This window comes from Georgenia sp. H159 (assembly GCF_035607575.1).
Taxonomy (GTDB): Bacteria; Actinomycetota; Actinomycetes; order Actinomycetales; family Actinomycetaceae; genus Oceanitalea.
Genome location: NZ_JAYDZY010000008.1, coordinates 240,170 through 258,971, shown reverse-complemented (window position 1 = coordinate 258,971; position 18,802 = coordinate 240,170). Strand labels below are relative to the sequence as shown.

Below are 18,802 nucleotides of genomic sequence, written 5' to 3'. Positions count from 1 at the left end.
ACCGGATGAGAACAGTGGGTGTGGAAGAGGAGCTGCTGCTCGTGCGCAGCGGGTCCGGACAGGCGATCTCGATCGCACCGCAGGTGCTGCGCAGGGCGGACCTCGCGGCTCGGGAGCACGACGCGGACGACGACCGCCCCGGTCCGGGCCACCCCGCCGAGGCCGGGTCCAGCCTCGGCGGGGAGCTCCAGCGTCAGCAGGTGGAGACCGACACCGCGCCGCACCGCACGATGGAGGCGCTCGGCGAGGAGCTCGTCGCCTGGCGTTCGCACGCGGAGGGGGCGGCCCGACGCGAGGGCGCGCGCATCGCCGCCATCGCCACCTCGCCGCTGCCCGTGGAGCCGCGCGCCGGCGAGAGCGACCGGTACCGGCAGATCGTCGAACGCTTCGGCCTCACCGGCAGCGAGCAGCTCACCTGCGGGTGCCACGTCCACGTGTCCGTGGACTCCGACGAGGAGGCCGTCGCCGTCCTCGACCGGATCCGCGTGTGGTTGCCGGTGCTGCTCGCCGTCAGCGCCAACTCCCCGTACTGGCAGGGTCGGGACTCCGGGTACGCGAGCTACCGCAACCAGGTCATGGGCCGGTGGCCGACCGCCGGACCGCCCGACCTGTTCGGGTCCGCCGAGGCCTACCACCGCTTCGTCGAGGACTCCGTCGCGAGCGGCGTCGCGATGGACCCCGGCATGGTCTACCTCGACGCCCGGCTCTCCTCCTCCTACCCGACGCTGGAGTTCCGCGTCGCCGACGTCTGCCAGGACGTGCGGGACACCGTCCTCCTCGCCGCGCTCTCCCGCGCCCTGGTCCAGGCCACGTCCGCCCGCTGGCGGGCCGGCGAGCCGGTTCCGCAGGTCCGCACCCAGATGCTCCGGCTCGCCACCTGGCAGGCCGCGCGCTACGGCCTGAGCGGTGAGCTGCTCGACCCGGTCACCTCACGCCCGCGTCCCGCCGCCGACGTCCTCGCCGACCTCGTCGAGTACGTGCGGCCCGCGCTGGAGGAGTACGACGACGTCGCCCTCGTCACCGAGGGCGTGGCCCGCCTGCTGACGGACGGCACGGGCGCCGACCGGCAACGGCGGGAGATGGAGCGCACCGGCAGCCTGAGCGACGTCGTCGCTGCCGCCGTGCGCACGACCCACGGACTGGAAGGACAGGATCATGACCTCACTGTGGCTCAGCTCCGGGCCTGACAGCGTCCCCGGTGCCGAGCGTTTCGCGAGCGAGCCGGTCACCGGGCGCTACGACGTCGCCGTCGTCGGCGCAGGACTGACCGGGCTCGCGACGGCCGTGCTGCTCGCCCGGTCGGGTGCCGCCGTCGTCGTCCTCGAGGGCCGCTACGTCGGCGCGGGGACGTCGGGGCACTCGACGGCGAAGGTGTCTCTCCTCCAGGGGACCCGGCTGTCGACGATCTCCGAACGCCACGGGCCCGACCTGCTGCGGCAGTACGTCGAGGGCAACCGGATCGGGCAGGACTGGCTGCTCGCCGAGTGCGCGCGCGCCGACGTGCCCGTCCAGCGCAGGGCCGCCGTCACCTACGCCGCCGGCCCCCAGCAGCTCGGGGCCGCGGAGGAGGAGCACGCCGTCGCCCGGTCGGCAGGGCTCCCCGTCGAGTGGCGTGAGTCGTTCGACGCCCCCTTCCCCGCGCTCGCCGGGACCTGGCTCCCCGAGCAGGCGCAGGTCGACCCGGTGGCCGTGCTCTCCGCGCTCACCCGGGCGGCCGAGGACGCAGGGGTCGTCGTGTGCACCGGCGCGCGGGTGACCGACGCCCACGGCACGGACGACACGGTGGTCACCAGCCGCGGCACCGTCCGGGCCGACCACGTCGTCCTCGCGACCGGGACCCCGTTCGCGGACCGGGGCGCCTACTTCGCGCGGCTCGAGCCGCAGCGGTCCTACGCGCTCGCGCTCGCTGTCGACCAGCCCACCGGCCTGCAGATGTCCATCACGGCGGGCACGCCGACGAGGTCGGTGCGCACGGCACCCTCGCCCGACGGCGAGGTCGTCCTCGTGGGCGGCGCCTCCCACGTCGTCGGGCGGGCGGAGTCGCCCCGGGCCCGGGCGGAGAACCTGCTGAGCTGGGGACAGCGGTGGTTCCCGGGCGCACGCGTGGTGGCCCGCTGGTCGGCGCAGGACTACCACCCCGTCGACGAGCTGCCGTACGTCGGACCCCTCCTCCCCCGCGACTCACGGGTCACCGTGGCGACCGGCTTCGCCAAGTGGGGGATGACGAACGCGGTGGCCGCGGCCCACCTCATCGCCGCGTCGCTCGCCGACGCCGTCCCGGGGTGGTGTGACGCGTACCGCACGTGGAGCCGCTACGAGATGGCCGGCATCACCGAGGCGGTCCGCCTCAACGCCGGCGTCGCCGTCCAGATGGCGGGCGGGTACGCGCGCGCCCTCGCCCACCCGGCGCCCGCCACCGAGGACCGGCCCGGCACCGACCCGGCGGACGCCGGTCCCGGGGACACGGACACCGCACCGGCGGAGGGCACCGGCTGCGTCGTGCGCCGCGGCCTCCACCCGGTGGCCGTGTCCACCGTCGACGGCGTCACCCGCTCCGTCTCCGCGGTGTGCCCGCACCTCGGCGGGGTGCTGCGGTGGAACGACGAGGAGCTCTCCTGGGACTGCCCGTTGCACGGGTCGCGGTTCGCGGCCGACGGGGAGCTGCTCGAGGGCCCGGCGACGCGAGGTCTGCCGGCCCGATGACCACCGCTCCCTCGCCGCCCCCGGCATGGCGCGTGCGGATCCCCCTCCCCCCGGACGTCAGGCGCCTGTCGTGGTGGCGTGACCAGTGGCGCCGCCACCCCCGCTTCGCGCTGGGCATCCGCGCCGCCATCGCGGCCGCACTGGCCTGGGTGGTGGCCGGTCTGCTCCCCGGGCCAGCCGCCGAGTACCCGTACTACGCGCCGTTCGGTGCGGTCATCGCCACGACGTTCACGCTCGCCGGGTCGGTGCGGGAGTCGGTCCAGGCGGTCGGGGCGATCGCCGTCGGGGGCCTCGTGGGCCTAGCGGTCGACTTCCTGCCGCTCCCCGGGCCGCCCGCGATCGCGCTCACCGTCGCCCTGGCGGTCGTGCTCGCGGGGTGGCGGGTGCTCGGCCCGATGGGGGGCTGGGTGCCGACGGCCGCGCTCTTCTCCCTCATCCTCGGCCAGCCCGACGGCACGTTCGCGTGGGTGTACCCGAGCCTCACCCTGCTCGGCGCACTCATCGGCATCGGCGTCAACGCGGTCTTCCCGCCGCTGCCGCTCGCGCCGGCGCAGGCCGCGGTCAGTCTCTTCCGCCGCACGGTGGCGCGTGAGATCGAGCAGCTCGCCGACGTGCTGGAGGGCGAGGAGCTGCCGACGCTGCAGGAGTGGGAGGAGAAGTACGCGACCTCACCGAGCGAACGGGCCCGGATGCACTCCGCGGTGTCCGAGGTCGGCGAGGCGGCACGGCGCAACCCGCGGGCGAGTCGGTACAGCGGGTCCATCGACGCGCTGCGCTACGAGACACAGACCCTGGACCGGCTGGCGCTCACCGTCAACGACCTGGCCGACCTCCTGTTCAGCGACCTCGCCTCCGACACCGTCCACCGGACGGACACGCTCTCGGGTGAGGTGCGGGAGCGGATCTGCTCGGCCCTGCGCACCATCGCCGAGGCGCTGGAGAACACGTCGGTGGCGGGGACGGCCGACCTGCACGTCAACGAGGAGGACGAACCGCTGGACAGCGGTGACGCGGCCGAGGCCGTCGAGGACGCGCGTGAGCTCGCCCCTCGGCAGGACGACCAGCTGCTCGTCGACGGCATCCTCATCTCCCTGCGGCGGGCGGTGGAGTCCCTGGCCCGGATCGAGCGCGCCGACTGAGGCCGTCCGCCGGACCACCGTCGCGTTTCCCGTCGGCACGGGCCATGATGAACGGACGTCACCCCGAGAGCCCAGGAGCAGCAGCTGTGTCACATGACATCTCGACCACACCGCAGTGGACCGCACTCGAGGAGCACGCCGCGGCGACGGCCGGCTCCACCCTGCGCGAGCTGTTCGCCGCCGACCCCGGGCGCGGGGAGCGGCTGGCCGCCGAGGTGGGTGACCTCTACGTCGACTACTCCAAGAACGGCGTCACGGACGAGACGCTCTCCCTGCTCGTCGACCTCGCCCGTGCCGCGGGTCTCCCGGAGCGGGTCGAGGCCATGTACCGCGGCGAGCACATCAACGTGACCGAGGACCGCGCCGTGCTCCACACGGCGCTGCGGGCGCCGCGCGACAGCAGGCTGGTCGTCGACGGCCAGGACGTCGTCGCCGACGTCCACGGCGTGCTCGACCGGATGGCGGCCTTCACCGAGCGGGTACGCACCGGCGAGTGGCGGGGCCACACCGGCAGGCGGATCACCCGCGTGGTCAACATCGGCATCGGCGGCTCGGACCTCGGCCCCAAGATGGCGACCATCGCGCTCGCGCCCTACGCGGACCCGACGATCGCCGTCGACTTCGTCTCCAACGTCGACGGTGACGACATCGCCCGGGTGCTCGCCGGTGCCGACGCCGAGCAGACGTTGTTCGTCGTCGCGTCGAAGACCTTCACGACCATCGAGACGATCACCAACGCGACGACCGCGCGGGACTGGCTGGTGGAGGCGCTCGGTGACCGGGCCGCCGTCGCCAGGCACTTCGTCGCGGTCTCGACGAACACCGAGAAGGTCGCCGAGTTCGGCATCGACACCGAGAACATGTTCGGCTTCTGGGACTGGGTCGGCGGCCGCTACTCGATGACCTCGGCCGTGGGCCTCGCGCTGATGATCTCCGTCGGCGCCGAGCACTACCGCGACATGCTCGCCGGCTTCCACCTGATGGACGAGCACTTCCGCACGACACCCCTGGAGCGCAACGTCCCGGCGCTGCTCGGCCTCATCGGCGTCTGGCACCGCAACTTCCGGGGCGCCGCGACCCACGCTGTCCTGCCCTACAGCGAGTACCTCTCCCGCTTCCCCGCCTACCTCCAGCAGCTCGACATGGAGTCCAACGGCAAGTCCGTCACCCTCGACGGCGCACCCGTGGCAGTCCAGACCGGTCCGGTCGTGTGGGGCGAGCCGGGCACCAACGGCCAGCACGCGTTCTACCAGCTCATCCACCAGGGCACCCAACTCGTGCCCGCGGACCTCATCGGCTTCGTCCACCCGGCGGACGAGGTCCCCGGTCACCACGACCAGCTGACGGCCAACCTCCTCGCCCAGGCGGAGGCGCTGGCCTTCGGCAAGACGGCCCAGGAGGTCCGCGCCGAGGGGGTGGCCGAGGAGCTGGTCGCGCACAAGACCTTCGGGGGCAACTCCCCCACCACCCTCGTGCTCGCGCCGCGGCTCACCCCCTCCGTGCTCGGGCAGCTCGTCGCGCTCTACGAGCACAAGGTCTTCACGCAGGGCGTCGTGTGGGGGATCAACTCCTTCGACCAGTGGGGCGTCGAGCTCGGCAAGGTGCTGGCCAAGCAGCTCGGCCCCGAGCTCGGTGCCGAGGAGGAGCCGGACCTCGGGCACGACTCCTCGACCAACGCCCTCATCAGGCGCTACCGCCGGCTGCGGCGGGAAGGCTGAGCGCGGGCGCCGCGGGCGGTCAGCCGAGCTGGTCGCGGACCCAGGCGATGTCCGCGCGGTGCTCCTCCGGACCGCCGGGGGTCTCGACGATGACCGGGGCACCGGCCTCACGCAGCAGCGCCGCCAGCTCGTCCGCCGGCAGGGTGCCCTCGCCGAGGTTGGCGTGACGGTCCGCGCCGGAGTCGAACACGTCACGGCTGTCGTTCGCGTGGACGAGGTCGATCCGGCCGGTCACCGCACGCACCCGCTCCACCAGCCCGGCGAGCTGCTCTCCCCCGGCGTAGGCGTGGCAGGTGTCGAGGCAGAAGCCGACCTCCGCACCACCGTCCGCCGCGAGCACCGAGGCCCACAGCCGCTCGAGGCGCTCGACACCCCTGGCCATCGAGCTCTTCCCGCCCGCGGTGTTCTCGATGAGGACCGGGACCTTGGCGTCCAGGCCGTCGATGCACTTGCGCCAGTTGTCGAACCCGACGGCGGGGTCGTCGGCCGCCAGCACGTGGCCGCCGTGCACGATGATCCCGGCCGCGCCGACCTCCGCGGCGGCGTCGACCTGCTTCTGGAGCAGCTTGCGGCTGGGGATGCGGATGCGGTTGTTCGTCGTCGCGACGTTGAGCACGTACGGCGCGTGGACGTAGATCGCGATCCCCGCACCGGCGGCGGCCTCCCGCAGCGCCTGGGCGCCACCGGCGTAGCGGACCTCGGGTCCCTTCCACCCCTGCGGGTCCCCGAGGAAGATCTGCACCGCGTCCGCACCGCGGGCCTGCGCCTCGGCGATCGGGTCGGTCTGGTCGACGTGGGCTCCGACTAGTGGCATGGATCCGAGCCTATCCGCTGGCACCGACAGCACTAGGGTGGGGGCGCCGACCGACCACCGAGGACGAGGACGCCGATGCCCACGACCGACGCCAGCCTGCTCACCGGGTTCCGCCTGCGCACCGTCGAGCGCAACCTCGGGGTGTACGGCATCCACCTGCACCGGGAGGGGCACGAGCCCGTCGAGCACCGCTTCCGCAGCGACGACCCCGTCCACCTCTACTCGGGGTCCAAGACCTTCACCGCGGTGGCTGTGGGGATGGCCCAGGCCGAGGGGCTGCTCGACCTCGACGACGCCGTCGTCGGGTTCTTCCCTGAGCACCCGCACGCGGACGGCACCGAGGCGATCACCGTGCGCCACCTGCTGCAGATGACCAGCGGCAGCCCGTTCACCGGGTTCGGCCCCGGGCAGGCGGAGGAGCCGGACCTGCTGGGTGCCTTCCTCACCGCCGAGCCCGTCGCCGAGCCGGGCTCGAGCTTCCGGTACTCCAACGGGTCGAGCTACGTCCTCGGCCGCGTGGTGCACGCCGTGAGCGGGCAGGACCTGCGCGACTTCCTCCTCCCCCGCCTGTTCGAGCCGCTGGGCATCAGCAACCCGCAGTGGATGCGCTGCCCCCGGGGCTACAGCCTGGGCGGCGTCGGGCTGCACCTGCGCTCGAGTGAGTTCGCCCGTCTCGGGCAGCTGCTCCTCCAGGACGGCCGGTGGGAGGACAGCGAGCTCGTCCCGGCCGGGTTCGTCGAGCGGATGCGCTCGGACGTCGTGGACTGCAGCGACTTCTCCGAGGACCCGGAGAGCAGCGCCGGGTACGGGTACCAGGTCTGGCGCTGCACGGTCGCCGACGCATGGCGCGCCGACGGCAAGTACGGGCAGTTCGCGGTCGTGCTCCCGAGGCACCGGGCCGTCGTGACGATCACCGCGCACCGCGAGAGCGCCTCGAACGACATCCTCCGCGCCGTGTGGGAGGATCTCCTGCCGCTCCTGCCGGAGGTCTGAGCGCCGTCCGGCGTGACACCGGCTCGCTGGACCCGAGATCCCGTCCGTGGCGCCCGCGGCGGCATACTGACGTCGTCACCTGCCGATCTTGGCGGCCGTGGCACGGGGACCTCCACCCCGTGCCGTGCGCGCCGCACCGTCCAAAGGACGCACCGTGGACGACGCACGCCCAGCCCCTGGACCCCGCCGAGAGGGGCGCCCCGGCGTGCCGACGGCATGGTTCATCGGGCACGCGGTGGCTCTCGTGCTTCCGGCCCTCACGGGCCGTCCGGAAGCAGCCCTCGTGCTCTCCGGGCTCTACCTCGTGGTGACGGCGGGCTGGGCGCTGCTGCGCCGCCGGTCGGCCGTCGGACGACGCGGGCTCGGCGGGACCGTCGCCGTTGGCGTCGTCGTCCTCCTCGCCGGTGGAGCGGTGGCCGACCCGCCACCGGCGGACGTTGCGACGACCACGCCCAGCGCCTCACCTGCCCCTGCGCCGTCGGCCGCTCCCGCGGCCACGCCGGGCGCCGGGCTCCCGTCCGCGGCGGACGCCACACCTGATCTCGCCCCGACAGCCACGCCGTCGCCGGACGACGCGGGTCCACCTGGGACAGCGGACGCCGCTGCGGGGACAGCCCTGGCGACCGCGCTCGACCTCGAGGTCAAGGGCCGCGCACCGCGCGCCGGGTACGACCGCGGCCTCTTCGGCGGCGGGTGGGTGGACACCGACCGCAACGGCTGCGACACCCGCAACGACATCCTTGCCCGGGACCTCACCGGGGTGAGCCACCGCCCCGGGACCAGGGACTGCGTGGTGGTCTCCGGGGTCCTCGGCGACCCGTACAGCGGGCGGCGGATCGAGTTCGTGCGGGGCGACGAGACGAGCAACGCGGTCCAGGTCGACCACGTCGTCGCACTCTCGGATGCGTGGCAGAAGGGCGCTCAGCAGTGGGACAGCGACACCCGGGTACGGTTCGGCAACGACCCGCTCAACCTGCTCGCCGTCGACGGCCCGCTCAACATGCAGAAGGGCGACGGCGACACCGCCACCTGGCTGCCGCCCAACCGCTCCTACCGTTGCCCCTACGTGGCGCGGCAGGTGGCGGTCAAGGACGCGTACGGCCTGTGGGTCACGCAGGCGGAGCAGGACGCGATGGTCCGCGTCCTCGGTGACTGCCCCGGCCAGCCGCTGCCGAGCGGCTCCGCGGCCCGGGAGGTGGGGGCGGCACCCGAGCCGCCGGTCCCGGCGCCGGCCGATCACGCACGAGACGTCCCCTACCCCAGCTGCGCGGCCGCGCGTGCCGCCGGCGTCGCACCGGCCCGCGTCGGCGACCCGGGGTACGGCACGCACCTGGACGGCGACGGCGACGGCGTGGCCTGCGAGTAGGTGGTCCGCGGCGTCTCGCGGCTACGCCGGACGGCGGGTGTGCAGCAGCCGCTGCAGCTCCTGGACCTCGTCGGCCAGCTCCGGCACCGGTCCGTCGACCGGGACGCCGGGAGCCACCTCGTTGACCGGTAGCGGTCGCACCGGGCCCGGCGCCACGCCCCACTCGGTGCGCCACTCGGAGAGCTGGGCGCTGGAGCTCGCGTAGACGATCCGGCCGAGGCCGACCCACGCGTGCGCCGCGGCGCACATCGGGCAGTGCTCGCCGGACGTGTACACCGTGGCGGCGGCCCGCTCGTCGGCAGTGAGGTGGCGCGCCGCCCAGCGAGCGATCTCGAGCTCCGGGTGGCGGGTGCGGTCGCCGTCCTTGACGCGGTTGCGGTCCTCGAAGCGCACCTGTCCCCCGGCGGCCACCAGGACGGAGCCGAAGGGCTCGTCGCCGTCCTCCAGCGCCTCCCGGGCGAGGTCGACGCAGCGGCGCAGGTGGTCGAGGTCGGTGTCGGTGATCGTCATGACCCGAGTATCGGGGACGTCCAGCGCCCTGTCGCTGCCGCGGTGCCGTCCGCGGCATAGGCTCCACCGCGTGGCGAGCAGCAGGCGTGTGTACGACGCGGTGATGAGACGCGACCGCGACGCCGAGGCCGACCTCCCCGAGGAGGTCCGCCGTGACGTCCCCCGCAACGGCCTGCGGCTCGTGGCCGCGAACGCGCTGCAGAGCTCGGGCGACCAGGCGGTCAACGCCTCGACCGTCCTGCCCTGGCTGTTCCACACCCTCGGTGTGCCGGCGTCGCTCACCGGGCTGCTCGTCCCGGTGCGGGAGTCGGGGTCGATGCTCCCGCAGGCGTTCCTCACCCCGATCGTGCTGCGGGTGCGCCGCCGTGCCCTGGTGTTCGTCGCCGGCGCGCTCGTCCAGGCCGCGGCGGTCGCCGCCATCGCGCTCACGGCGGCGGTCGGCCACGGGCTGCTCGCCGGCATCACGATCCTCGCGGCCCTGGCCGTCTTCTCCCTCGGGCGCAGCCTGTGCTCCATCGCCTCCAAGGACGTCCAGGGCCGGACCGTGCCCAAGGGCGAGCGAGGGCAGATCACCGGACTGTCGACCACGGCGTCCGGCGTCGTGGCGATCACGCTCGGGCTGGGACTGCGCGTGCTCGGCGGCGGTGACCTCTCCGCCGGGCAGCTCGCCTGGCTCCTCGCCGGTGCGGCCCTGCTGTGGGTGCTCGCCGCACTCACCTACGCCCGGATCCGGGAACCGGTGCCGGAGGAGGCCGGTCCCGACCCGTCGTCGGGCTGGTTCCCGGCGATGGTCACCATGCTGCGCGACGACGTGCCCTTCCGGCGCTTCGTCCTTACCCGGAGTCTGCTGCTCGTGTCGTCACTCAGCCCGCCGTTCCTCGTCAGCCTCGCGGTGTCGTCGGGTGCCGGGGCGCTGAGCGGGCTGGGCGGGTTCGTCATCGCCTCGGGGGTGTCCTCCCTCGTCGGTGGCCCGCTGTTCGGGCGTCTGGCCGACCGCTCGAGCCGCACCCTCATGGCCGCCGGCGCCGCGGTCGCCTCCATCGTCATCGTGCTCGTGCTCGTGCTCAGCCGGGTGCCCGCCGTCGAGAGCTCCTCCGGGTGGGGAGCGGCCCTGTTCGTCGCGGCGTACCTCGTCGTGACACTCGTACACACCGGGGTGCGGATGGGGCGCAAGACCTACGTCGTCGACATGGCGGAGGGCGACCAGCGCACCCGGTACGTCGCCGTCTCGAACTCCGCGATGGGGCTGATCCTGCTCCTCGCCGGTGGCGTCAGCGCCCTGCTCGCGGTGTGGGGCGTGCACTGGGCGCTGGCGTTCCTCGCCTCTCTCGGAGCCGCGGGAGTCGTCGCCGCCCGCCGGCTGCCCGAGGTCTCGACCGGCTGAGCCGCCTGGCCGCGCCACCTCCGCACGCCGCGCACGTCGCCGGACGCCCGGCGTTCGGACCGCGACGTCTCACGCGCCCTGGTGACGCCTCCGTGGCAGCGGCAGGCGGTCGAGGTCGTGGGCGACGACGACGGCGGCCCCACCAGCCCGTGCCTCGGCCTGGGCCCGCAGCTCCTCGAGGTCGCCGTACCGGGAGGAGAAGTGCGTGAGGACGAGGGTCCGCGCTCGCCCGGCGGCTGCGAGTGCTCCGGCCTGCCCTGCCGTGAGGTGCCGGTACTCCTCGGCGAGGGCGGCGTCGTCGTCGGCGAAGGTCGACTCCGCGAGGAGCAGGTCCGCGCCGTCGGCCAGGTCCTCGGCACCCGGACAGGGAGCGGTGTCCATGACGAGGGCGAACCGCTGCCCGCGCCGGGGAACGCTGACGTCCTCCAGCCGTACCGCACCCAGGCGGCCGTCGCGCCGGAGCCTGCCGACGTCCGGGCCGGCGATGCCGACCGCGGAGAGCCGCTCGGGGAGCAGGGTGCGCCCGTCGGGCTCGACGAGCCGGTAGCCGTAGGTCTCCACCCGGTGGTGGAGCGGTCGCACCTCCAGCCCGGGTGCCACCTCCCCCGCGGCCCCGTGCGGGTGGAGGCGCAGGTCCAGGCCGGGTGACGCCACGGACACCAGCGCCCGGACGACGTCCTGCCCGCTCACCGGGTAGTGCAGGTGGACGGGGTGCGTGACGCCGTCGAGCACCATCCGGGACAGCACGCCCGGCAGGCCGTAGCAGTGGTCCCCGTGGACGTGGGTGAGGCAGATCCGGGTGACCTGGGTGGCGGAGACCCCGGCGTGGATCATCTGCCGCTGGGTGCCCTCGCCCGGGTCGAACAGGTAGCCCTGCCCGTCCCACAGGAGCAGGTAGCCGTTGTGGTTGCGGGTGCGGGTCGGGACCTGGGAGCCGGTGCCGAGCACGACGAGCTCACGCATGGCCGGCCGGCGAGAGGCCGGGATCGCGCACGTGGTCCATGTGAGCAAGTATCGCGAGCCCGTGGGACGTCGCGGCAGCGGACGCGCGGCACGTCGGGCGCAGCCGCGCACCGAGGGACCGTCCTCGGGGCCAATTCGCCTCCGGACGCGGGCCGTGAGCGGTAGCGTCCCTCGCACCCGGCCCGCCTCGGCCGGGTGACGTTGCCGACGGAGGAGGACGAGCGTGACCGCGACGAGCGACCTGCAGGAGTTCATCACCGGCCTGCCCAAGGCGGAGCTGCACGTGCACATCGAGGGCACCCTCGAGCCGGAGCTGAAGTTCGAGCTGGCACAGCGCAACGGCGTGCCGCTGGAGCACGGCTCGGCCGAGGAGGTGCGCGCCTCCTACGACTTCGACTCCCTGCCCTCGTTCCTTGCCGTCTACTACGACTCGATGCGGGTCCTCGTCACCGCCGACGACTTCCACGACCTCGCGATGGCCTACCTGCGCAAGGCGGCGAGCCAGGGCGTGCGGTACGCCGAGATCTTCTTCGACCCGCAGGCCCACACGTCCCGCGGCGTGCCCTTTGCGACGATCATCGGGGGCCTGCGTCGCGCCCTCGTCGAGGGTCGTCGCGACCTCGGCATCCGCGGCGAGCTCATCCTGTGCTTCCTGCGTGACTTCACCGCCGAGCACGCGATGAGCACCCTGATGGAGGCGTTGCCCTACCGGGACTGGATCCTCGGCGTCGGTCTCGACTCCGACGAGCAGGGCAACCCGCCGGTCAAGTTCACGGAGGTCTTCGCCCGGGCGCGTGCCGAGGGCTTCCTCCTGACGATGCACTGCGACGTCGACCAGGACGACACCCACGAGCACATCCGGCAGGTCCTCGAGGACATCGGGGTCGACCGCATCGACCACGGTACGAACGCCTTCGAGCGCCCCGACCTCGTCGAGGCCCTCAAGGCACGCGGCATCGGGCTGACCGCCTGTCCGATCTCGAACGGCTGGATCAGCGAGGGCCTCAAGGAGCGGGAGATCCTCGGGCTGCTGGAGGCGGGGGTCAAGGTGAGCGTCAACTCCGACGACCCGGCGTACTTCGGCGGCTACGTCGGCGACAACTACGCCCGGCTCGCGGAGGTCGCCGGGCTCGACCGGGAGCAGCTCACCCGGCTGGCGAGGAACTCCTTCGAGATCGCGTGGCTGCCGGACCGGCAGCGCGAGCACTACCTCGCGGAGCTCGACGCCTACGCCGCGACGTAGCCGCGGCGCTCGAGCTGGACGAGCACCTCGGCGTGCGACGTCTGGGGGAACATGTCGAGCACCTGTCCCCGCACCGGCACGAGCGACGGCATGGCGGCGAGGTCGCGCGCGAGCGACGCCGCGTTGCAGCTGGAGTACAGGACGTTCCGCACTGAAGAGTGCTCCAGCCACTGCGCGAGCCGGGGGCCGATACCGCGGCGGGGCGGGTTGACGATGACCAGGTCCGGCCAGCGGTCGGCGGCGAGGGCGAACGCCGTCGCGTCGTCGGCGATGAACCGGACGTTGGCCAGCCCGGCCTCGCGGCGGCTCCGTTCCCCCGCGGCGACGGCGGCCGCGCTCGTCTCGATCCCGACGACGTCCCGACCCGGCGCCGCGCAGTGCAGCGCGAAGCCGCCCACCCCGCAGTAGAGGTCCCAGACGGACCGGGGTGCGACGTCGTCGGCCCAGCTGCTGGCCCGCGCGTAGAGGGTGGCGGCGACGTCGGTGTTGGTCTGGAAGAAGCCCTGCGGACGCAGGTGGAGGTCGATGCCGTTGAGCCGCATCGTCAGCGTCTCCTGCTCGGTGAGGAGGAGCTCCTCCTCGCCTTCGACGACGGCCTTGTGCTCCGGCAGCAGGTTGACGGACACGACCCTCAGCTGCGGGAGCGCCGCACGGAGCGTCGGCAGGTGCTTGCGGACCCGTGGGACGGCCTCCCGGGAGCGCAGGACGAAGCGCACCATGAGCCGACCGTCGGGCGACTCGGTGACGATGAGGTGCTTGAGCTCCCCGCGCCGCGCCGGCACGTCGTACGGGACGAGGCCGGCGGTGGCGATGAACGTGGTGAGGGCGCTGAACGTCGCCCGGATGCCCGGTGCGATGATCCCGCAGTGCCGCAGGTCCGTGCCGTGTCCGCCGGCGTCGAGGATGCCCAGGGTGGGCGACTCGACGCTGCCGCCGACGGCCATCTTGGCCTTGTTCCGGTACCCGGACTCGAGACTCGCGACCGGCGGGAGCCAGCTGAGCTGCTCGTGCGCGGCGAGCAGCGTCCTGACATGCTCCTGCTTGCCCGCGAGCTGCTCCTCGTACGGCCGGCCCATGAGGGTGCAGGAGCCGCAGCGGCCGGCGTCGAAGTAGGAACAGTGCATCGTGCTCACCCGTCCATGGTCGCGCGCGTCGTCCCGGTACCGGTCCCGGCACGGCGGCCGACGGCGAGGAAGACGGTGTAGGTGACGCCGTCGCGGACGAGCGTGGTGCAGTCCGTCACGGTCACGTCCGTGAGCCCGGCAGCGCTCAGCCGGGCGGCGACGTCGGTGCGGTCGAAGCCGTGGTGGACCTCGACGTCGTGCTGGTGGAAGCTGCCGTCCTCACGGTCGAGGTCCGCGACGCACAGGTGACCACCCGGGGCCAGCATGGTCGTGAGAGCGGCCAGGACCCGGTCGAGGTCGCGGATGTGGTGGAGCACGAGGGAGGAGACGACGAGGTCGACCCGCTCGTCGGGCACGGGCTGCGTCTCCAGGTCGAGCTCCCACACCCGCGCGCCCGGCAGCACGCCGGTCGCGACCTTCTCGGCGAGGACGGCGCGCATCCCGGCGGAGCTGTCTGCGAGGGTCACCGGACCGACCCGGCCGAGGAGGGCCTGGGTGACCAGCCCGGTGCCGGCACCGTACTCGAGGACCCGCGTCGAGGGCGTCAGCGAGACCGCTGACGCGACGGCGTCGGCGACCTCCCGCGCCCTCCTCACCTTGTCCTCGTCACGGTCCCAGCCGGCGGCCGCGGCATCGAAGTGCTCGGTTCCCACTCCCCTACTCTCGCACCGTCCTGCGCTCAGCGGGCACCGACGGCGAGCGTCCCGCCCGCCGCGAAGGCGTGCGCGACGAAGCGGTCGGCGATGCGGCGGTGGGCGGCGCCGTCGGGGTGGAGCTCGTCGGGGAGCGGCAGCTCGGCGTAGTCCTCCGGCCCGTACAGTGCCTGCCCGTCGAGGTAGCCGAGGTGCGGGTCGTCCGCCGCCCGCTGGGCGACGATATGGGCGAGCTCCTCGCGGACGACGGCGAGGGTCAGCCTCCCTGTTGCGCTGTCCGCGGGGTCACCGGTCGCACGGAAGGCGATGCGCCCGGTGGCCAGTGCTTCGAGGTCGAAGGCGCCCGGACCCGGCGTGTCCTCGTGGATGGGGGTGTGGAGCGGTGAGACGACGAGCAGCGGCGTCGTCGGGTGCCCCTCTCGCAGGGTGTCGAGGAAGCCGTGGACGGCGGGCCCGAACGCGCGCCGGCGCATGACGTCGCCGCCGACGACGTTGATCCCGATCTTCACGCTGAGCAGGTCGGCCGGGGTGTCGCGCATCGTGCGGGCGGTGAACGGGTCGAGCAGCGCGCTGCCGCTGAAGCCGAGGTTGACCAGCTCGACGCCCGCGCGTGCCGCTGCCAGCGCAGTCCACGTCCCGGTGGGGTGGTCGGCGTTCGACCCGTGGCTGATCGAGCTGCCGTGGTGCAGCCAGACCGGTCGGCCGGAGTCGGGCGCAGGCCGGACCGGTTCGTCAGTGCGCAGCGCGACGAGCTCGACCGTCTCGTTGTGCGGGAGCCAGAGCTCGACGTCCTTCTCGCCCTCCGGCAGCCCGGCGAACCGCGCGGTGCCGACCGCGCCGGGCCGGTGGTCCGCCTCGCCGGTCGCGGCGTCGATGGTGACCGTCGTCGCGGTCGGCGCGACCGCCTGGGCGGCGAGCCGACCGTCGAGGACCAGGTCGAACACTCCTTCCGGGCGCGGGGGCATGCCGGCGAAGCCGTACCTGGTGGGGAGCACGTCCAGCTCGATCGTGGTGGCCGCCGTCCGGAGCGCGAGGCGCACGCCCGCCGGCTGCGACTCCGCCATGAGCAGCTGCGGGTCGGGATACTGCGCGCGCGCCCACGAGGGCAGGCGGTGCGGACGCACACCGCGCCCGGTGTGCTCGAGGTCGAGCGCACCGCGCAGCAGCGCCGCGGTGATGGGCGTGGTCGTCCAGTGCTGGTCGGTCGGCATGCCTGTCCTCGTCGTGGGGTCCGCGGACGCGCGTCGGCGGCGGCGCAGCACGTTACCGCAGCCCGCTCAGCGACGATCACGGGCCCCGGTGGCGGTGCCGGCCCTGAGGCGGGGCTGCGCCGGCAAGCACCCACGGGCCGGCAACGAGGACAGGGGCGAGCCGCCGGTGCGTGCCGTCTGCGCGGCCGCCGGGCGCTCCGCAGTGCCTCACTCCCGCATGCTGATCCCGACGTACTTCGTCTCGAGGAACTCGTCGATCCCGCTGAAGCCGCCCTCACGGCCGAGGCCGGACTCCTTGATCCCGCCGAAGGGCGCGGCGGGGTTGGACACGACGCCCTGGTTGAGGCCGACCATCCCCGCCTCGAGCGCCTCGCTCACCCGGAGCGCGCGCGTGAGGTCACGGGTGAACACGTAGGAGATCAGCCCGTAGGGCGTATCGTTCGCCAGGGAGACGGCCTCCTCCTCGGTGTCGAACGGGGTGATCGCCGCGACCGGCCCGAAGATCTCCGTGCTGCTCAGCTCCGCCTCGGGCGGGACGTCGGTGAGCACGGTCGCGGGGTAGAAGTAGCCGGGCCGGTCGACCGGCTCTCCCCCGATACGCGTCCTCGCTCCCCGTGCGACGGCGTCGCGGACGAGACCGTGCACCTTGTCGACGGCTGCCCGGTTGATCAACGGCCCGACGACGACGCCGTCCTCAACCCCGCGTCCCAGTGCGAGCTCCCCCATCCGGTCCGTGAGCCGGTCGGCGAACTCCGCCGCCAGGTCGCGGTGCACGAGGATGCGGTTGGCCGCGGTGCACGCCTGTCCGATGTTCCGCATCTTCGCCTGCATGGCGCCGTCGACGGCGACGTCGAGGTCCGCGTCGGCGAAGACGAGGAACGGTGCGTTGCCACCGAGCTCCATCGAGGTGCGCATGACCGTCTTCGCCGCGAGCTCCAGCAGGTGCTTGCCCACCGGCGTGGAGCCGGTGAAGGACAGCTTCCGCGACCGCGCGTCCAGGATGAGGGGTGTCATCACGTCGTCCGAGCGGCTGGTCGTCACGACGTTGACCACGCCGTCCGGCAGACCTGCCTGGACCAGGATGTCGGCGAGGGCAAGGGTCGACAGCGGCGTCTGGGCGGCCGGCTTGATGACCGACGTGCACCCGGCCGCGATGGCCGGCCCGATCTTGCGGGTGCCCATGGCCATCGGGAAGTTCCACGGGGTGATGAGGATGCTCGGCCCGACCGGCTGGCGCATGACGAGGAAGCGCGACCCTCCGGCCGGGGCCGGCATGTACCCGCCGTCGATCCGCACTGCCTCCTCGGCGAACCAACGGAAGAACTCCGCGGCGTACGCAACCTCGCCACGGGCCTCGGCCAGCGGCTTGCCCATCTCCAACGTCATGATGAGCGCGAGCCGTTCCTGCTGCTCGATGATGAGGTCGTACGCGCGGCCGAGGATCTCGCTGCGCTCCCGGGGCGCGGTGGCGGCCCAGGATCCCTGGGCTGCGGCGGCGGCGTCCAGCGCGGCCATCGCCTCGTCCGGGTCGGCATCCGCGACCTCGCAGAGCACCCGACCGGTGGACGGGTCCTCCACCGGCATCGTCCGTGCCGCCTGTCTCCACTGCCCACCGATGAAGAGCCCGGTGGGCACGCTCGCGATCGCGTCGGTCTCCTGCATGTGCGCCTCCCTTGCCGTTCCGAGCATCCTAGAAGTATTGTCGACAATCCAACAACCATCGTGGGAGGTCTCGATGACGACGCTGTCCCCCCGACTGCTGCAGGCCACGCCGGTCACCGTCGACCACGCCCGCGGCAGCTACGTGTACGGCACCGACGGCGCCCGCTACCTCGACTTCACGGCGGGCATCGGCGTGGTCAGCACGGGGCACTGCCACCCGCGGGTCGTGGCAGCGGCGCAGGAGCAGGTCGCGTCGCTCATCCACGGCCAGTACACGACCGTCATGCACCGTCCCCTCCTCGAGCTGATCGAGCGGCTGGCGCACGTGCTGCCCCCGAACCTGGACTCGGTCTTCTTCGCGAACTCCGGCAGCGAGGCCGTCGAGGCCGCTCTGCGCCTGGCCCGCCAGGCGACGGGCCGGCCCAACGTCGTCACCTTCCACGGCGGCTTCCACGGACGGACGGTCGCCGCCGCGTCGATGACGACGTCGGGCACCCGGTTCTCGGCCGGCTTCAGCCCGCTCATGGCGGGCGTCCACATCGCACCGTTCCCCACCGCCTACCGGTACGGCTGCACCCAGGAGGAGGCCACCGCCTTCGCCCTGCGCGAGCTGGACTACCTCTTCGCCACGGTGACGGCGCCGCAGGAGACCGCAGCCTTCATCGTCGAGCCGGTGCTCGGCGAGGGCGGCTACATCCCCGGCAACACCGAGTTCTTCCACGGGCTGCGCGAGCGCGCCGACGCCTACGGGATCCTCCTGATCCTCGACGAGGTCCAGACCGGGTTCGGGCGGACCGGGCGCTGGTTCGGCCACCAGCACTTCGGGATCGAGCCCGACGTCGTCACGATCGCCAAGGGCATCGCCTCGGGTTTCCCCCTCTCCGGCATCGCCGCGTCGCACGAGCTGATGAGCAAGGCCTGGCCCGGCTCGCAGGGCGGCACCTACGGCGGCAACGCGGTCGCGTGCGCGGCCGCGGTCGCCACCCTCGACGTCATCGAGCGGGAAGGACTGGTGGCCAACGCGGCCGAACGCGGGCACCAGCTGCTCGACGGCGCACGGCGCCTGGCCACCGACGCCGTGGGAGACGTCCGAGGCCTCGGCCTCATGGTCGGCAGCGAGTTCACCGGGCCCGAGGGTGAGCCGGACACCGCGCGCGCCCAGGCCGCCCAGCAGGAAGCCGCGCGCCGCGGCCTGCTCATGCTCACCTGCGGGGCGCACATGAACGTCGTGCGGATGATCCCACCGCTCGTCATCACCGCGGACGAGATCGACGAGGGGCTCGCGATCTGGTCCGACGTCCTCGCCGCCGTCTGACCGC

16 protein-coding genes are annotated in these 18,802 nt (G+C 73.3%); 9 read left to right on the top strand and 7 right to left on the bottom strand.

Going from position 1 to position 18,802, the window contains the following annotated elements; genetic code table 11:
• The first annotated feature begins 5 nt into the window (after window positions 1–5).
• Genes VR894_RS13560 through pgi form a run of 4 tightly spaced genes read left to right on the top strand, consistent with a single transcriptional unit; the run spans window position 6 to window position 5,560 of the window.
• Window positions 6–1,187, top strand: coding sequence for a glutamate--cysteine ligase (locus VR894_RS13560; protein WP_324652360.1), 1,182 nt, complete (start codon window positions 6–8; stop codon window positions 1,185–1,187).
• Entirely contained in the window at window positions 1,156–2,703 is a 1,548-nt protein-coding gene (locus tag VR894_RS13555; protein WP_324652358.1) for an FAD-dependent oxidoreductase, read from the top strand. Before VR894_RS13560 ends, VR894_RS13555 begins: the two co-directional genes overlap by 32 nt.
• Window positions 2,700–3,842, top strand: coding sequence for a hypothetical protein (locus tag VR894_RS13550; RefSeq protein WP_324652356.1), 1,143 nt, complete (start codon window positions 2,700–2,702; stop codon window positions 3,840–3,842). The genes VR894_RS13555 and VR894_RS13550 overlap by 4 nt, the downstream gene beginning before the upstream one ends.
• Before the next feature lie 47 nt (window positions 3,843–3,889).
• Entirely contained in the window at window positions 3,890–5,560 is a 1,671-nt protein-coding gene (pgi, locus tag VR894_RS13545; protein WP_416380838.1) for a glucose-6-phosphate isomerase, read from the top strand.
• A gap of 19 nt (window positions 5,561–5,579) precedes the next feature.
• Here pgi and VR894_RS13540 read toward each other — a convergent pair whose 3' ends face one another.
• Window positions 5,580–6,374: a deoxyribonuclease IV gene (locus tag VR894_RS13540; RefSeq protein WP_324652353.1), complete on the bottom strand. Its 795-nt coding sequence runs from the start codon at window positions 6,372–6,374 to the stop codon at window positions 5,580–5,582.
• 75 nt (window positions 6,375–6,449) lie between these two features.
• Between VR894_RS13540 and VR894_RS13535 the strand changes: the two genes are divergently transcribed.
• Both VR894_RS13535 and VR894_RS13530 read left to right on the top strand, forming a co-directional pair.
• Window positions 6,450–7,367, top strand: coding sequence for a serine hydrolase (locus tag VR894_RS13535; RefSeq protein WP_324652351.1), 918 nt, complete (start codon window positions 6,450–6,452; stop codon window positions 7,365–7,367).
• Window positions 7,368–7,572: 205 nt separating this feature from the next.
• Complete coding sequence (locus tag VR894_RS13530; RefSeq protein ID WP_324652350.1) at window positions 7,573–8,733, top strand: GmrSD restriction endonuclease domain-containing protein; 1,161 nt, start codon at window positions 7,573–7,575, stop codon at window positions 8,731–8,733.
• Between the two features lie 21 nt (window positions 8,734–8,754).
• On the opposite strand, the gene VR894_RS13525 is transcribed toward VR894_RS13530, so the two are convergent.
• Window positions 8,755–9,243 (bottom strand): nucleoside deaminase, encoded by a 489-nt coding sequence (locus VR894_RS13525; RefSeq protein WP_324652348.1) that lies wholly within the window; start codon window positions 9,241–9,243, stop codon window positions 8,755–8,757.
• Between the two features lie 103 nt (window positions 9,244–9,346).
• On the opposite strand from VR894_RS13525, the gene VR894_RS13520 reads away from it, so the two are divergent.
• Window positions 9,347–10,627: an MFS transporter gene (locus VR894_RS13520; RefSeq protein ID WP_324652346.1), complete on the top strand. Its 1,281-nt coding sequence runs from the start codon at window positions 9,347–9,349 to the stop codon at window positions 10,625–10,627.
• A 69-nt stretch (window positions 10,628–10,696) separates the two neighbouring features.
• Here VR894_RS13520 and VR894_RS13515 read toward each other — a convergent pair whose 3' ends face one another.
• Complete coding sequence (locus VR894_RS13515) at window positions 10,697–11,590, bottom strand: ribonuclease Z (protein WP_324652344.1); 894 nt, start codon at window positions 11,588–11,590, stop codon at window positions 10,697–10,699.
• Window positions 11,591–11,813: 223 nt separating this feature from the next.
• Between VR894_RS13515 and add the strand changes: the two genes are divergently transcribed.
• A complete protein-coding gene (add, locus tag VR894_RS13510) occupies window positions 11,814–12,833 on the top strand; it encodes an adenosine deaminase (RefSeq protein ID WP_324652342.1) in 1,020 nt (339 codons plus the stop codon).
• Here add and rlmC read toward each other — a convergent pair.
• From rlmC to VR894_RS13490, 4 genes are all read right to left on the bottom strand, one after another.
• Window positions 12,818–13,957, bottom strand: coding sequence for a 23S rRNA (uracil(747)-C(5))-methyltransferase RlmC (rlmC, locus tag VR894_RS13505; protein ID WP_324652387.1), 1,140 nt, complete (start codon window positions 13,955–13,957; stop codon window positions 12,818–12,820). The two genes, add and rlmC, sit on opposite strands and share 16 nt — an antisense overlap.
• A gap of 5 nt (window positions 13,958–13,962) precedes the next feature.
• Entirely contained in the window at window positions 13,963–14,610 is a 648-nt protein-coding gene (locus VR894_RS13500; RefSeq protein ID WP_324652340.1) for a class I SAM-dependent methyltransferase, read from the bottom strand.
• 26 nt (window positions 14,611–14,636) lie between these two features.
• Window positions 14,637–15,821 carry a GDSL-type esterase/lipase family protein gene (locus VR894_RS13495; RefSeq protein WP_324652338.1) on the bottom strand — a complete coding sequence of 395 codons (1,185 nt, stop codon included), beginning with the start codon at window positions 15,819–15,821 and terminating at the stop codon, window positions 14,637–14,639.
• 207 nt (window positions 15,822–16,028) lie between these two features.
• Window positions 16,029–17,483 (bottom strand): NAD-dependent succinate-semialdehyde dehydrogenase, encoded by a 1,455-nt coding sequence (locus VR894_RS13490; RefSeq protein WP_324652336.1) that lies wholly within the window; start codon window positions 17,481–17,483, stop codon window positions 16,029–16,031.
• 73 nt (window positions 17,484–17,556) lie between these two features.
• Here VR894_RS13490 and VR894_RS13485 point away from each other — a divergent pair, with 73 nt between their 5' ends.
• The gene (locus VR894_RS13485) at window positions 17,557–18,798 is read left to right on the top strand and encodes an aspartate aminotransferase family protein (protein WP_324652335.1); all 1,242 of its coding nucleotides are present in this window, start codon (window positions 17,557–17,559) and stop codon (window positions 18,796–18,798) included.
• Window positions 18,799–18,802 lie beyond the last annotated feature (4 nt).

Coding starts and splice junctions, on each gene's coding strand:
- VR894_RS13515 (WP_324652344.1), bottom strand. CDS start 11,590: ATGCGTGAGCTCGTCGTGCTCGGCACCGGCTCCCAGGTCCCGACCCGC.
- VR894_RS13555 (WP_324652358.1), top strand. CDS start 1,156: ATGACCTCACTGTGGCTCAGCTCCGGGCCTGACAGCGTCCCCGGTGCC.
- VR894_RS13535 (WP_324652351.1), top strand. CDS start 6,450: ATGCCCACGACCGACGCCAGCCTGCTCACCGGGTTCCGCCTGCGCACC.
- VR894_RS13550 (WP_324652356.1), top strand. CDS start 2,700: ATGACCACCGCTCCCTCGCCGCCCCCGGCATGGCGCGTGCGGATCCCC.
- pgi (WP_416380838.1), top strand. CDS start 3,890: ATGAACGGACGTCACCCCGAGAGCCCAGGAGCAGCAGCTGTGTCACAT.
- rlmC (WP_324652387.1), bottom strand. CDS start 13,957: ATGCACTGTTCCTACTTCGACGCCGGCCGCTGCGGCTCCTGCACCCTC.
- VR894_RS13485 (WP_324652335.1), top strand. CDS start 17,557: ATGACGACGCTGTCCCCCCGACTGCTGCAGGCCACGCCGGTCACCGTC.
- VR894_RS13540 (WP_324652353.1), bottom strand. CDS start 6,374: ATGCCACTAGTCGGAGCCCACGTCGACCAGACCGACCCGATCGCCGAG.
- VR894_RS13525 (WP_324652348.1), bottom strand. CDS start 9,243: ATGACGATCACCGACACCGACCTCGACCACCTGCGCCGCTGCGTCGAC.
- VR894_RS13495 (WP_324652338.1), bottom strand. CDS start 15,821: ATGCCGACCGACCAGCACTGGACGACCACGCCCATCACCGCGGCGCTG.
- VR894_RS13490 (WP_324652336.1), bottom strand. CDS start 17,483: ATGCAGGAGACCGACGCGATCGCGAGCGTGCCCACCGGGCTCTTCATC.
- VR894_RS13560 (WP_324652360.1), top strand. CDS start 6: ATGAGAACAGTGGGTGTGGAAGAGGAGCTGCTGCTCGTGCGCAGCGGG.
- VR894_RS13520 (WP_324652346.1), top strand. CDS start 9,347: ATGAGACGCGACCGCGACGCCGAGGCCGACCTCCCCGAGGAGGTCCGC.